The sequence below is a fragment of the Sphingobium salicis subsp. salicis genome, from assembly GCF_049472635.1.
Lineage (GTDB): Bacteria > Pseudomonadota > Alphaproteobacteria > Sphingomonadales > Sphingomonadaceae > Sphingobium > Sphingobium yanoikuyae_A.
Map to the genome: position 1 here is coordinate 3,430,869 of NZ_JAYRCS010000001.1, position 13,967 is coordinate 3,444,835.

Annotated in this window: 10 protein-coding genes; 3 read left to right on the forward strand and 7 right to left on the reverse strand. The window is 66.6% G+C overall.

From position 1 onward, the window contains the following. Positions 1 to 52 precede the first annotated feature (52 nt). Positions 53 to 2,083 (forward strand): MGH1-like glycoside hydrolase domain-containing protein, encoded by a 2,031-nt coding sequence (locus VHN57_RS16505; protein WP_423284587.1) that lies wholly within the window; start codon positions 53 to 55, stop codon positions 2,081 to 2,083. 117 nt (positions 2,084 to 2,200) lie between these two features. Further along, entirely contained in the window at positions 2,201 to 4,225 is a 2,025-nt protein-coding gene (locus tag VHN57_RS16510; protein ID WP_423284589.1) for a trifolitoxin synthesis, TfuA, read from the forward strand. On the opposite strand, the gene VHN57_RS16515 is transcribed toward VHN57_RS16510, so the two are convergent. From VHN57_RS16515 to VHN57_RS16545, 7 genes are all read right to left on the reverse strand, one after another. Beyond that, positions 4,212 to 4,904 carry a TfuA-like protein gene (locus tag VHN57_RS16515; RefSeq protein WP_423284591.1) on the reverse strand — a complete coding sequence of 231 codons (693 nt, stop codon included), beginning with the start codon at positions 4,902 to 4,904 and terminating at the stop codon, positions 4,212 to 4,214. The genes VHN57_RS16510 and VHN57_RS16515 overlap by 14 nt on opposite strands. Continuing rightward, positions 4,901 to 6,079, reverse strand: a complete 1,179-nt coding sequence (locus VHN57_RS16520) for a YcaO-like family protein (protein WP_278985466.1) — start codon at positions 6,077 to 6,079, stop codon at positions 4,901 to 4,903. Before VHN57_RS16520 ends, VHN57_RS16515 begins: the two co-directional genes overlap by 4 nt. A gap of 14 nt (positions 6,080 to 6,093) precedes the next feature. Further along, a complete protein-coding gene (locus VHN57_RS16525) occupies positions 6,094 to 6,363 on the reverse strand; it encodes a hypothetical protein (protein WP_004208506.1) in 270 nt (89 codons plus the stop codon). Positions 6,364 to 6,469: 106 nt separating this feature from the next. Beyond that, positions 6,470 to 6,784, reverse strand: coding sequence for a hypothetical protein (locus VHN57_RS16530; RefSeq protein WP_004208507.1), 315 nt, complete (start codon positions 6,782 to 6,784; stop codon positions 6,470 to 6,472). A gap of 61 nt (positions 6,785 to 6,845) precedes the next feature. Then, positions 6,846 to 9,038 carry a zinc metalloprotease gene (locus VHN57_RS16535; protein ID WP_423284594.1) on the reverse strand — a complete coding sequence of 731 codons (2,193 nt, stop codon included), beginning with the start codon at positions 9,036 to 9,038 and terminating at the stop codon, positions 6,846 to 6,848. A gap of 96 nt (positions 9,039 to 9,134) precedes the next feature. After that, complete coding sequence (locus tag VHN57_RS16540; protein ID WP_017500932.1) at positions 9,135 to 10,460, reverse strand: peptide MFS transporter; 1,326 nt, start codon at positions 10,458 to 10,460, stop codon at positions 9,135 to 9,137. After that, the gene (locus VHN57_RS16545; RefSeq protein WP_278985469.1) at positions 10,457 to 11,734 is read right to left on the reverse strand and encodes a metal-dependent hydrolase family protein; all 1,278 of its coding nucleotides are present in this window, start codon (positions 11,732 to 11,734) and stop codon (positions 10,457 to 10,459) included. Before VHN57_RS16545 ends, VHN57_RS16540 begins: the two co-directional genes overlap by 4 nt. Positions 11,735 to 11,800: 66 nt before the next feature. Between VHN57_RS16545 and VHN57_RS16550 the strand changes: the two genes are divergently transcribed. After that, positions 11,801 to 13,963: a penicillin acylase family protein gene (locus tag VHN57_RS16550; protein WP_278985470.1), complete on the forward strand. Its 2,163-nt coding sequence runs from the start codon at positions 11,801 to 11,803 to the stop codon at positions 13,961 to 13,963. Positions 13,964 to 13,967 lie beyond the last annotated feature (4 nt).

Sequence of the window (13,967 nt, forward strand, 5' to 3'; positions counted from 1 at the left end):
CAACTCCCCGGAACGGCCGCCATATTTGTTTCAGGATACAGGGAGACGGACGATGCACGCGATGAGGATGCTTCTGCTGGCAGGGGCTGCCATGATCGGCATGGGCGCCGCCTCTCCCCCTCCCCACTCCGCCGACCTCGATACCCATGCGATCGCGGTGCAGCGCTTCGGCAATGACGCGCCCTGGTATCAGGATCGCATCCCCTTCTTCGAATCCGCCGACCCGAAGATCGACGCCGTCTATTATTATCGCTGGCAGATCTTTCGCGGCCATCAGCGCGACCTGGGCGAAGAAGGCTATATCACCACCGAATTTTTCGACGATGTCGACTGGCAGCGCCATCCCTATGCCAGCCTCAACGACGCGACTGGTTTTCATCTGGCCGAAGGACGCTGGCTGAACGACCGGCGCTTTGCCGACGATTATATCCGCTTCATGTATCGCGGCGGCAATGACCGCCACTTCACCGACTATATGGCGGACTCGGTCTGGGGCCGGTACCTGATCGATGGCGACAAGGCGGGCGTGCTCGAACATCTGCCGGTGATGCGCCACATCTATCGCCTGTGGGACGAGAAGTTCGACTTCGACAAGGGGCTCTATTTCGTAGAACCCTTGCTCGACGCCACCGAATATACCGTCTCCTCGATCGACGCGTCGGGCGGCAAGGACGGGTTCCGTGGCGGCGACGCCTTCCGCCCCTCGGTCAACAGCTACATGTATGCCAATGCCCGCGCGCTGGCGAAGATGGCGACCATGGCCGGCGACACCGCCATGGCGCAGGAATATGAGGCCCGCGCGCAGGCGCTGAAGGATCATGTCCTGGCCGACCTGTGGAGCGAGAAGCTCGGCCATTTCATCGACCGGCACCAGAGCCGCAAGAATCCGCACGTCAAATATTGGGATCCGATCCGCAACCGCGAACTGGTCGGCTACCTCCCCTGGATGTTCGATCTGGTCCCGGACGAGGCGAAATATGCCGGCGCCTGGGCGCATCTGCTCGACCCCGCCTCGCTCGCCGGCAAGGCGGGCATGCGCACGGTCGAGGCCAATTACGAATATTATATGCGGCAATATCGCTATCTGGGCGACGCGCCCGAATGCCAGTGGAACGGCCCGATCTGGCCCTATCAGACGACTCAGGTGCTGATCGCCATGGCCAATCTGCTCGATCATCATGCCCAGCAGGGCCCGGTGACCCGCAGCGACTATATGCGCCTGCTGCGCCAATATACCGCGCTCCACTATCAGGGCGACCGGCTCGATCTGGAGGAGGATTATCATCCCGAAACCGGCAAGCCGATCGTCGGCCTGGACCGCAGCCATCATTATTTCCATTCGGGCTATAATGACCTGATCCTGGGCGGTCTGGTCGGCATCCGCCCCCGCGCCGACGACGTGCTGGAGGTGAACCCGCTGCTGCCCGACGCCGGCGATCCGCAGGCGCTGGCCTGGTTCCGGGCGCAGGACGTGCCCTATCATGGCCATCGCATCGCCGTGACCTGGGACGCGGACGGCAGCCATTATGGCCGGGGCAAGGGCCTGTCAGTCGAGGTCGACGGCAAGGAAGTCGCCCGGCGCGAAACGCTGGGCCGGATCGAACTGCCGGTGGCGCGCGTCGCCAATGCGCCGGTCGCCCGGCCGATCAACCGCGCCGTGCAACTGGTGCGCAGCCAGCTCCCGATGGGCAGCGCATCCAGCAACAGCGATCCTGAAAATGTCCATGACGCGATCGACGGCCGCACCTGGTTCTTCCCCGAACTGCCCAATGGCTGGTCTTCCGCCCCCGGCCAAGCCAACCAATGGTATGCCGTTGACCTGGGCAAGCCAGTATCCATCGGCCGCGCCGAACTCGCGTTCTTCGCCGACGGCAAGCAGTTTGCCGTGCCGCAATCCTATCGCCTGCAGGCCATGGTCGATGGCCAGTGGCGCGATGTCGCGACACCAAAGGGCGCGCCACTCGCCAATGGCGTGACCGACCTGCGCTTTGCGGGCCGCGCCGCGCGCCAGTGGCGGGTGCTGATGCGCCAGCCCCAGGGCAAGGCGATCCGGCTGGCGGAGATCAAGCTGTTCGACCGCTGAATTGGCTATGGCCCTGGATCGTGACGCAGCCTAAACGGACCGTCGCCCTGTTCAGCAAGCTGTGTTAGGGCGGATCGATCGGCGGCCCGGCACTGCAGGCCGCCAGCAATAAAGGGCATGATGGTGACAGCGGCTGGCGAGCTTCGGTTTCGCTTTCAATTGCTCGGCGATTTCCGCCTGATCGACGAGGCGGACGGACGCGACCATAGCCCGCGCAGCCGCAAGGCCTGTGCCCTGCTCGCCCATCTTGCGCTGGAGCCCGACCGCCGCGCCAGTCGCGACCGGCTGGTCGGCCTTCTATGGAGCGACCGGGGCGAGGTGCAGGCCCGCGCCAGCCTGCGCCAGGCGCTGACCGACCTGCGCGCGCATCCGGCCGCCCCGCTCATCCAAATCGAACGGCGCGACCTGCATCTGGCGGAGGGCGGCTTTTCCAGCGACCTGGGCGAGATACTGGCCTGCGCCGCCGCCAACGACCTGGCCGGACTGGCCCGTATCCTAGATGGCGCGGGCAGCGCGATACTGGATGGGCTGGAGGGGCTGGATCGTAGCTTCGACGACTGGCTGATGATCGAGCGGCAGCGCTGGCGCGAGCGCATCGTCCAGGATGTGCTGCACGCCGTCGAGCGCAATAGCCAGGACGATCTGCTCGACCTGCGCCGTGCGATCCTGACCCAGTTGCAGCGGCTCGACACCGGCGATGAACGGATCGCCCGGCTCGGCATGGCGCTCGACCAGAAGGCCGGCGACCATGTCGCGCTCCACCGCCGCTATCGCCAGTTGGAGACCGGGCTGCAACGCGATCTGGATGCCCGCGTGTCGCCCGACACCGAAAGGCTGCTGCGCGAACTGACGACGGTCGGATCGGTGATCGGCGCCGCCCCGCGCGCGGCCGCCGTGCCCGCTGTCGCCACCATCCCGCAGGCCAATGTCGAGCCGCCGATCCTGGTGATCGCCCCGTTCAGCCTGATCGGGGATGGCGGCCCGGACGGCGCCCTGCTCACCAGTATCTGCCATGACGATCTGCAGACCGCCCTGGGCGGCATGCGCGACCTGCGCATCCTGTCGGTCGACGCGCCATCAGCCGAGCGGATGAAGGCGGCCGCCCCCGCATCGATCGCCAGCTATGCGCTGGACGGGTCGGTTCGCGCCGACGGCGATGGCTGGCGCATCAACCTGCGCATGACGCGGATCGACAGCGGCTTCCTGGTCTGGACGCGCCAGTTGACCGTGCGCCAGGGCGAATTGCTCGCCGCGATCGACGATCTGGTCGCCCGGATCGCCGGCGCCATCCTGCCGGTGGTCGAACGCGATGTCGGCAAGCTGATGGAAGGACGCGTGCCCAGCGGGTCGGACGCCTATCCGCTCTATTTCACCGCCCGTGCCAAGATATTGGCCGCCGCCAGCCTGGTCGAGGTGCAGGAAGGTGCCAACCTGCTGGAGCGCGCGATCCTGCTGGAGCCGCGCCTGACCAACGCCTATCTGCAACTAGCGCGCCTCTACAACACCGATTTCATGCAATTGATGGCGGACCATGACGCCGCGCCGCTGCGCGCCCGCGCCTTCGATCTCTGCACCCGCGCGGTCGCGCTGGAACCCACCCATGGCGGCGTGCAGTCGCGCCTGGCCTGGTGCTATTTGCGCCGCGGCGACATGAAGCAGGCGATGCAGGGCTTCATGACCGCGCTCGACCTGACGCCCTTTCACGCCGATGGCATCAACGAGATCGGCTTCGGCCTCGTCCATCTGGGCGAGATGAAGGAAGCGCAGCGCCTGATCGCCCGCGCGTTCGAGCTGAACCCCTTCCCGTCGGACGAATATTTTTCCGATCTCGCAGTGCTCTACGCCCTGTCGGGCGAGCATGAGGCGGCGGAAACCCAGTTCGAGATCGGCCGCAATCGATCGATCCATTATCTGGCGGTGCGGGGCGCCAATCTGGGCATGCTGGGCGGCGCAAAGCGGGCCGCGCCGGTGATCGACGAGCTGCGCGAGCGTTTCGCCAGCCTGTGGCGGGGCGATGCCCCTGCCCGCGACGCCGATCTGGTCGACACCATGATCCAGTTCCTGCCGCTGCAGGGGCCGGCCGAACGCAGCCTGTTCCTGACCGGGCTGGAACAGGCCGGATTGCGCATCACGCCGCGCTGATCTCCGCGCGCAGGCTGCGCAGGAAGAAGCTTTGCGGCGGCGGCGCGACACGCGGCGCGACCACCGGGCCCGCAATCGTCCACAGCAACAGCTCCGCATCCTTGCGCTTGAGGCTAAGCCACTGATCGATCGGTGGCAGGTCGCGCCCGGTCGCCTGCCGGAAGGCGTCGCCGATCAGCGCCCAGCTGCGATCGCGGAAACTCATCCGCCGCGCCAGCCGCAGCAGAAGCGCACGGTCATCTGCCGCCATCTCCACCTGCGCGATCGCATGCTCGGCATCGACCAGCGCCAGCGTCATCGCGCGATGTCCCAATTCCGCCGGCGCATGGCTGACCATCACCGCATCGTCCCGCTCGATCTGCCCTGTCCTGTAAGCCTGCGCGATCGCGCCGATGCCGATCATGCCGAACGGCGCCAGTTCCGCCGCGCGCAATGCGCCCAGGCTGGCCGCACCGTAGACGGCGATCCCATCGGCCATCACCTGGATGATTTCCTTGTGCCAGACCGACGGCGTGGTTTCGAACAGTCCGTCGATCAGGCCGATCGCGGCCGGTCGTTCGATCGCGGCGCGCAGCACGTCGCCGCGCCGCGCCGGTCCGCGCAACGCGACGCCATCGGGCAAGGCCATCGTGGAACCGCCCAGGCTCGGCCCGGCAAAGACGATCGCATGCAGGCTCATGCCGGCTCCATCGCCGCCTGCATCGTGCCTGTGCGCGATGGCCGGTCATGATCGCCAAAGGCCGGCACCAGCAGCTTCACCACATCGATGCCGAGGTCGGGCCGGGTCAGGTCATGACAGGCGACCGGCCCTGCCCCCACCATCGCACAGCGATCGAGCAGCCAGGCCAGATCATCTTCCGCCCCGTCATGGGCAACGGAGGGGACCGCCGACCAGGGCCGGGTTGCCGGCGCGAAATCGAGCATCGCCAGCAGGAAGCCCTGCCGCTGCTGCCCGGCATCGCGATAGCGCGCCGGATCGATATCGTCGCGCGCGCCGGCGATCAGCGCGGCGCGGGTCTGCGCCGCCTCGCAAATGGCGCGGGCGAGTGCGACGCCGGCATCGAGATGGCATCCCGCCCCCATTGCCGGCGGCAATTGTACGCTGCGGGCGGCGCCGCGTTCCGTGATGGCGCAGCCGATCACCGCCGCGCCGATCGAACCAGTCATGTCCCACAAGGATAGCGACAGGCCCGCACGCCGCACCCGCGCGATCAGGCTGCGGCCCAGCCGGTCGGTCACGCTGTCCAGATCGATCGCGCTTGCCCGGCGCGCGCGCAGCCCCTGTTCCAGCCAGCGGGCATGATCCTCACGCTCGATCAGTTCGCACAGCGCCGAACATCGCGCCTCGGCCGGAGTGTTGCCGGATGCCAGCCCATTGCTGTTGGGCCACAGATCGGGTTCGGCCGGCACGGTGAAATCCATCGTCACCAGCCCATGGGGTATCCGCATGGGCCGGCCGCTCAGCAGGTCGATCGCCTCGACCCAGCCGCGTGGTCGGACCGGATCGAAGGAAGCGCCCTGCTGGTCGGCCCGCGCCATCTGGCTCCAGAGCTGGGCCTCTCCGGCATCCGCCACGCCATGACTGCTGGCGGAACAGGTTTCAGCATGATGCAGTTCGATCGCTTCCATCAGCGCGGAGACGCGCGCGGCATCGGGCGTGGCGCCCTTGCCCTGCGACACGGACAGCGACAGTGACAGGGGACGGACCGCCTGGAATACGGGGATGCCGATGCGATCCAGGCCGGTCACATCGGCAAGCCGCGTGACACCCAGCGCACGGGCGACAGGCGCGATCCGTGCGAGGGTGTCGGCAGGACGGCGGGAGCGATGCGCCCCGCGCCGGAACATCTTCATGGGCGCGATCGGCCTCAGGCGAAGTCGGCCTTGCCCGACCCAATCTCGGCAAAATAGGCGCGGGTGGCGCGCTGCTGTCCCGGCAGGGCGACCGCGTCCAGAACCGGACCGTCGGTGAACAGGCCGGCCACGCCGGCGATCGCCGCCTTGGCATCATCGCTGTCATCGTCGGCGGCCAGATAATGGACCTGCTCGACAAAGGCATAGCCAACGACCTTGGCCGGGTCGGCCGGGTCGGTCAGCTTGATGACATAATTGGCGTCGGTGTCGTAGGATTCAGCCATATATACCCCCATAGTTCGTGATGGATCAAAAGTAGGTTGCGGGACCGTAATGACAAGCAGGGCGAGGACAATGAGGGAAAACCCTATCAACGCCGCACGGAGCATATCAGACATAAGCGAAGGGCTCGACTGAGCGCTTCACATACATGGCCTTGCCGTTCGGGCTGACCGACACGCCCCAATAGCATGCCTCGCCCATCCCCGGCTCAATCGAGATGCGCACATCCTTGCTCGGCAATTCCACCTGCACCGGATCATTGCCGGCCGGCAGGCTGAGCTCCAGCGTGTGGGCGACGCCGATCTTGGCGCGGGTCTTCACATGGTCGAGCCAATGCACCAGCCGATCGCCGATCGAGATACGGACGCTGTCATCCTTGAATCCTTGTTCGAGTGCGATGGTGATTTTGCGAAATTCCGACATTGTTGGTCCCCTTTCGGAATGATGGGGCGCACCGCCATGACAGGCGATGCGCCTGCATGGATCAGATACTGAGGCCGTTCGCCTTGAGGGCCAGCATGCGCTGCATGTCCTGGCCGAGGTTAAAGCCAGCGATGACATCGCCCGCCCGCACCGCGTCGAAGCCCAGCCCCGTCTGGCGCAGCGCCGGGGCAACCCCGCCATCCAGCGCGCGAGCCAGCTTGCGCGCCTCGCGCAGGAAGCGGGTATGGCCAACGGCATTGACGGCGGCATCGGCGCTGCCCTCGGTCGCGATCGCCAGCAGGTGGCGTGCTTCCTTGAGATCGGCGTCATAGACCTCGATGCGGCGGGCGGCCGCAGCAGGGGTCTCACCGGGCCGTGCCCGCTCATCCACCTGCAGCAGCTTATACTCGTCGGCCAGCGGACCGGCGAGCGCGATCGCCGCCTGGCGCGCGAGCGGATGCTGGCGCATCCGCGTGGCCGCCCGCAGCGCATCGACCGCCGATTGGACGCCGCGCGTGCCGTTGACGGCCAGCACCTGGCCGACTTCCGGGGTGAAGATATCCTGCGCCAGCCGCTCTTCCTCGCGGCTTTCGGGCGGCTCCACCTTCACCTCCAGCGGGTTGGAAATGACGGCCCGGCCATCGACAACCAGCATCGCCTGGATGGTGTAGCGGCCCGGTTCGGTCATGTCCCAGCCATTGCGGCCGGCGCCGACCAGCACGCTGTCATACAGCGCCTCACCCTGACCCAGAATGATTTCCAGGCTCTCGCCGCAATGGCGCGAATAGGGCGACCATTGGCGCGCGGGCCGGCCATCCTTGCTGATGATCAGGGTCAGGCCGGCCCGTTCCGACAGGCGCGCCGCCGATGCCAGCTTGGGCCGGCCGCTGCGGTTGACCAGTGCCATCTCGACCACCGGCGGCAACAGATAGGGCAGGCGATTGTCGCGGGCATTGACCGACAGGGTCAGGCCGAACTCCTCATTGGGGTCCAACGCCACCTGCGAGAAGCCATGCTGGTCGAACCAGTCGGCATTGCCCATCTGCACGAAGCGTTCGGGGCCATGGCGCATGAACAGCAGTTCGGGATCGGAAAAGCGGAAGTCGAAATCGGCAAAGAAGGCCGCCTGGCCGCCCGCCACCGCATAGGGATAGTTCATGAAGCTGCGCGCTTCGGGATCGTCGGCCAGCGGAATCCAGGGCGTGCCCAGCGACTTCTGCCAGCTATGCGCCAGGTTGAAGGCGTGGCCGACCTCATGCGCGGCGGTCCAGAAGCGCATCCGCCGGACCCAGGCGTCGGGATCGGCATCGCCCGCCGGCGGATGGGCGATGAAGGCATCGGTGAAGATCGCCGTCCCCTGGCGATGGTTCGACCCGATATCGTCGAACATGATGCCACCCAGGCTGCTGCCCTGCACATGGAGCGAGGCGAACAGCACCCACAGCGACCATTGCGGCTTGTCGGCGAAGCGCGACCAGTAGATCTGCATCGCATCATGCATTTCCTGGTCGGTCCAGCGCTGGTCGGCGCCGGCCGCACCGAGCGGGATGGCGCCATTGCCGGGCGCATCGCTGACGTTAAAGCCCGCCCGCCGATAGACGCTATCCAGGCTCAGCGTCTCGCTGGCCATGGTCGCGGGATGATTGGGATGATCGTGCGTGCCGATTTCCGTCACGCGGGTCGCACCGGCCACCGTGTCATATTCGAACTCGGCCGGACGGAAGCTCGAAGAGCTGAAAATATAGGTGCGCACGAAGCTCGCTGCGCCGCCGCCGCTGAAGGTCGCCTCCACCTTGCGCTGGGCGGCGAGCAGGCTCTTCGTCACCTTCAGGCTGATCTGGGTATGGGGGATGGCGCCGACCTGGCCATCCTTGAACCAGATCTGGCCGCTATAATGATTGGCCCCGGTCCGGGTCACCGTCGCGACCCAGCTGACCACCGGCCCCAGCGGGCCGGCGCGCGTGCCGCTGACCGTCATCTGCGGATAGCGGCCATCGACGTCCAGCCGCAATTCCTCGCGCGTGTAGAGCGTCAGCGCATTGATATCGTCGTCGAAGCGATCGACCGCACCGGGCAGCGCGCGCGGCATCGGGAAGCGCGGCGAGCGCACGAAATTGTAGCGGCCACTGGCCTGTACCAACAGCGGCAGGTGCCGCACCGGCCGCAGCTTGGGGTCGATGTCGAAGCCGGCCATGTCGGTATCGAGCGCGCTGTCGCCGTCAAAATCGGCGGGATCGAAATCGGCAGTCATCATTCCCTCCTGTCGGCGCGCGTCGGATGCCCGCGCTCGCAGCATGGGGAATGGCATGGCCAGTGTGAGGCCAGGCGTCGGTCGAACGTGAAAAAAGCGTCAATCCGACCGGAAAATCGCTTTCCGTAGCGTCAATATCAGGAAAATCGCGCCACATCCCGCCGCAATCCCGGCATGCAGCAGCCAGAAGGCGGTCGCCGGCATGCGGGCGTAGAAGCCCCCCACCCAGCCGACCAGAATATTGCCCAGGAAGAAGACGAGATAATAGAGGCCGATCGCCAGCCCGGCCTGACGCGGCGGCGCGGCGCGGGTGAACAGCGACAGGCTGACCGGCAATATATGGGCGAAGCCGATGCCGTTCAGCAGATGGAAGGCGATCGCCCAGCCCAGCCCCGTCCTGCCGTCCGCACCCGCCAGCGCCGATCCGAGTGCCAGGCAGAGCATGCCTCCGGTCGCAAAGAGCGACCCGATCGTCAGCTTGGCAAGGTCGCCGGGCTCGGGCCGGTGGCGCGCATAGCGGCGATAGACGAAAGGCAGGGCGGCAAGGATGGTCAGCCCCAGCCCCGCGTCGAGGGTGATGAGCCAGCTCGTCGGCACGCGTAGCCCGCCCAGCGTCAGCTCCAGATGCGCGTCGCCCCAGATCAGATAGGCGTTGAATATCTGATTGTTGGGCAACAGCGCCACCGCCAGCAGCGGGATCAGCAGGACGATGCCCAGCAGGCCACGCAGATCCTGCCCGGTCATGCGCCCGCGTCCTTTCGATCTGGGGCGATAATCGTCAACCGGCAGATGCCTGCGTCCGGCAAGGTAGATGATCGTGGCGATCGCCATGCCGACCCCGGCGACGGCAAAGCCGACATGCCAGCCGCGCGTTTCCGCCAGCGTGCCGATCACCAGCGGCGCGGCGATCAGGCCGATATTGATGCCCAGATAATAAAGCTGGAACGCGCCGTCGCGGCGCGGATCGTCACGACCATAGAGCGCGCCGATCTGGCTGGCGAGATTGCCCTTGAACAGGCCGCTGCCCAGCACCAGCAAGCCGAGCGCGGGCAGGAAGGCGGCCTGGACCGCCATCAGGAAATGGCCCGCCATCATCGTCAATGCGCCCAGCAGCACCGTGCGATGCCGGCCAAGCAGCCGGTCCGCGACCAGCCCACCCAGGATCGGTGTCACATAGACGCTGGCAAAATAGGTGCCGACAATGGCGGAGGCGAGCGGCTGGCCGTCGAGCCCGCCATAGAGCTGGCGAAAGGCATCGAAGAAAAGCAGGCCGTCGGCCTGTCCCGGCTGCAGCAGATGCTTGACCAGATAGAGGGCCAGCAGCGACTGCATGCCATAATAGGAGAAACGCTCCCACGCTTCGGTGAACAGCAGATAGGCGAGGCCCCGCGGATGGCCCAGAAAAGCGCGATCGCCCTGGTTCATGGCTGCGCGCCCGGCCCCTTGTAGATGACGCCGTCCTTCATCACGAAGCCGACCTGGCGCAGCGCGTCGATGCTACGGGTCGGATCGCCCTCGACCGCGACCAGATCGGCCAGCAGGCCCGGCTTCACCGCGCCCAGCCGGTCGGCAATGCCGAACAGTGCCGCATTGCCGCTTGTCGCCGCGACCAGCACGTCGCGGGGCGCCATGCCGGCGGCCGCCATCAACTCCGCCTCGCGGGCATTGTCGCCATGGGCGAACACGCCGACATCCCCGCCCAGACAGATGGCGACGCCCGCCGCCCGCGCGCGATCCAGCGCCTGGCGCGCCTGCGTCACCGCCGCCGGCGCCGGTTCCGCCCCGGTCCAGCCACGATATCGCGCGGTGGCATCGGACGCCGCCAGGGTCGGGCAATAGCCGACATTGTGCGCCTTCATCAGCGCGAAGGTCGCGGCACTGCCCTCATAGCCATGCTCGATCGTGTCGATCCCGGCCAGGATCGCCCGGCGCATCCCTTCGTCGGTGGCGGCATGGGCCGCGACCTTGCGCCCGGCGCTGTGCGCAGCCTCCACTGCCGCTGCCATTTCCGCTTGGGTGAAGGTCGGGCGGCTCGGCTCGCCCTTGCCCCAGCGATAATCGGCATAGAGCTTCACGACATCGGCGCCGGCCGCGATCTGTCGCCGCACCGCCGTCACCAGATCGGGACCGCCGGCTTCCTCCGCGCCCAGCGGCACGGCGACGCCCGGCTCGAAACCACGCGGGCCATAAGCGCCGGGCGCCACCAGCGCGCGGGTCGCCACCAGCATGCGTGGCCCGGCGATGATACCCTGCTCGATCGCCTGCTTCAGGCCGACATCGGCATAGCCAGCCCCTTCGGTGCCCAGATCGCGCACGGTGGTGAAGCCCGCCATCAGCGTCGCCCGCGCCGACACCGTGGCCCGCACGGTGCGCAGCGCCAGCGGCTCGTGCAGCACCTGATCGTCCCAGCTCGTCTCGTTATAGGGGTGCAGGAAGAGGTGCGAATGACCCTCGATCAGGCCGGGGAGCAGGGTCTTGCCGGGCAGGTCGATCACCCTTGCCCCAGACGGCACCGCGATCCCCGGTCCCGCCGCCTCGATCCGGTTGCCACGCACCAGCACCGCCCATCCGCGATGCGACGTCGCGCCGTCGAACACCGCATCGGGGCGCAGCAGATAGAGCGTCGGCGCGGCCTCCTGCGCCCCGGTCGGCATCGGTGCGACGAACAGAAAGGCCAGCAGGATCAAAAGCCTGTGCATCGATATCTTCCCCCCTTGACGGAGGTTGCTTGCGCCGCCCCGCCCCCTTCATTACTCCCCCTCTCTATGACGAAATTCCTGCCGCGCGCCACCTCCCTTGCGGGGGCATTGGTCGCTCTTGCCGCCTGCCCTGCCCTTGCCCAATCGCCGACCGCGCTCTCGCCGGCCAAGGTCACCATCACCCGCGACCAGTGGGGCATCGCCCATGTCCATGGTGCGACCGACGCCGATGCCGTGTTCGGCATGGTCTATGCCCAGGCCGAAGACGACTTCAACCGGATCGAGACCAATTATCTGGTCAATCTCGGCCGCCTCGCCGAAGCCGAGGGCGAGAAGGCGATCTGGCAGGATCTGCGCCAGCGCCTGTTCATCGATCCTGCCCGGCTGCAGGCCGACTATGCCCGCAGCCCGGCCTGGCTCAAGAAGCTGATGCAGGCCTGGGCCGATGGCCTGAATTATTATCTATCGACCCATCCGATGGTGAAGCCGCGCGTCATCACCCGGTTCGAGCCCTGGATGGCGCTGAGCTTTACCGAAGGCAGCATCGGCGGCGATATCGAGCGGGTGCCGCTGACCCAGCTACAGGCCTTTTACGAGAAGAAGCCGGTGGCGCTGACCATGCTGGAACAGGGCCTCGTCTATCGCGAGCCGCAGGGGTCGAACGGCTTTGCCATCGCGCCGTCGCGGACGGAAGGCGGCCATGCGCTGCTGATGATCAACCCGCACACCAGCTTCTTCTTCCGATCCGAACTGCAGATGAGCAGCGACGAGGGGCTGGACGCCTATGGCGCGGTCACCTGGGGGCAATTCTTCATCTATCAGGGCTTCAACCGCCATATCGGCTGGATGCACACGTCGAGCGGCATCGACAATGTCGACGAATTTGCCGAAACGATCGTGCCGCAGGGTGATCGCCTCTTCTACCGCTATGGCAAGGAACTGCGCCCGGTCACCGAAAAGACCATCGCCATTTCCTACCGTACCGAAGACGGCAAGCTCGCCCAGCGCGCCTTCACCGGCTACTCCACCCATCATGGCCCGATCGTGCGGACCGAAGGCGACAAGTGGATCGCCTTCGCGCTGATGAACAAGCCGGTGCCGGCGCTGGAACAAAGCTATCTGCGCACCAAGACCAGCGATTATGCGAGCTTCCTCAAGGTCGCGGAGAATAAGGCGAACAGCAGCAACAACACGCTGCTGGCCGACGACAAGGGCGAGATCGCCTATCTCCACCCGCAATTCGTGCCGATCCGCGACGATCGCTTCGACTATACGAAGCCGGTGGACGGCAGCGATCCGGCGACCGACTGGCGCGGCCTGCATGACCTGTCCAGCCTGCCCCAGGCGGTGAACCCGAAGGGCGGCTGGGCGATGAACACCAATAACTGGCCCTGGACGGCGGCCGGCGCGGACAGCCCGCAGCGCGCGGCCTTCCCCCGCTACATGGACCAGGCCGGTGAAAATCCGCGCGGTCCCCATGCCCAGATCGTGCTGTCGGCCAATGCGCATTTCACCCTCGATGGCCTGATCGGCGCGGCCTATGATCCCTATCTGACCGGCTTCGCCCGGCTGATGCCCGGTCTGATCGCGGCCCAGGACAAGACCCCTGATCCGGCGCTGGCCGATGCGGTGCAGAGCCTGCGCGGCTGGGACTATAAATGGAGCCTGACCTCGACCCAGACCTCGCTCGCGGTCTTCTGGGGCGAGGCGCTGTGGAAGGCGGTGGCTCCGGCCGCCAAGGAAGCGGGCCTGTCCACCATCGACTATATGGCGACCCGCGCGACCGACGCGCAGAAGCTGGCGGCGCTGCGCGAGGCGGTCGAGCGGCTGACCGCCGATTTCGGCAGCATCGCCGTGCCCTGGGGCGAGATCAACCGCTATCAGCGCAATGACGGCGCGATCGTCCAGACCTTCGACGACGCCAAGCCCAGCACGCCCATTCCCTTCGCCTCGTCGCAATGGGGATCGCTCGCGGCCTTCGGCGCGGCGCGCTATCCGGGGACCAAGCGCTATTATGGCACGAAGGGCAACAGCTTCGTCGCAGCGGTCGAGTTCGGGCCGAAGGTCGTTGCCCGCGCGGTCAGCGCCGGCGGCGAGAGCGGCGATCCCCACTCGCCCCATTTCGCCGATCAGGTCGATCGCTATGCCAAGGGCGATCTGCGCCCGGTCTATTTCTACCCCGAAGACATAAAGGCCCATGCCGTGCGCACCTACCGGCCCGGCGAATAAGGAT

Coding starts and splice junctions, on each gene's coding strand:
- VHN57_RS16510 (WP_423284589.1), top strand. CDS start 2,201: ATGATGGTGACAGCGGCTGGCGAGCTTCGGTTTCGCTTTCAATTGCTC.
- VHN57_RS16505 (WP_423284587.1), top strand. CDS start 53: ATGCACGCGATGAGGATGCTTCTGCTGGCAGGGGCTGCCATGATCGGC.
- VHN57_RS16540 (WP_017500932.1), bottom strand. CDS start 10,460: ATGAACCAGGGCGATCGCGCTTTTCTGGGCCATCCGCGGGGCCTCGCC.
- VHN57_RS16530 (WP_004208507.1), bottom strand. CDS start 6,784: ATGTCGGAATTTCGCAAAATCACCATCGCACTCGAACAAGGATTCAAG.
- VHN57_RS16520 (WP_278985466.1), bottom strand. CDS start 6,079: ATGAAGATGTTCCGGCGCGGGGCGCATCGCTCCCGCCGTCCTGCCGAC.
- VHN57_RS16545 (WP_278985469.1), bottom strand. CDS start 11,734: ATGCACAGGCTTTTGATCCTGCTGGCCTTTCTGTTCGTCGCACCGATG.
- VHN57_RS16550 (WP_278985470.1), top strand. CDS start 11,801: ATGACGAAATTCCTGCCGCGCGCCACCTCCCTTGCGGGGGCATTGGTC.
- VHN57_RS16535 (WP_423284594.1), bottom strand. CDS start 9,038: ATGATGACTGCCGATTTCGATCCCGCCGATTTTGACGGCGACAGCGCG.
- VHN57_RS16525 (WP_004208506.1), bottom strand. CDS start 6,363: ATGGCTGAATCCTACGACACCGACGCCAATTATGTCATCAAGCTGACC.
- VHN57_RS16515 (WP_423284591.1), bottom strand. CDS start 4,904: ATGAGCCTGCATGCGATCGTCTTTGCCGGGCCGAGCCTGGGCGGTTCC.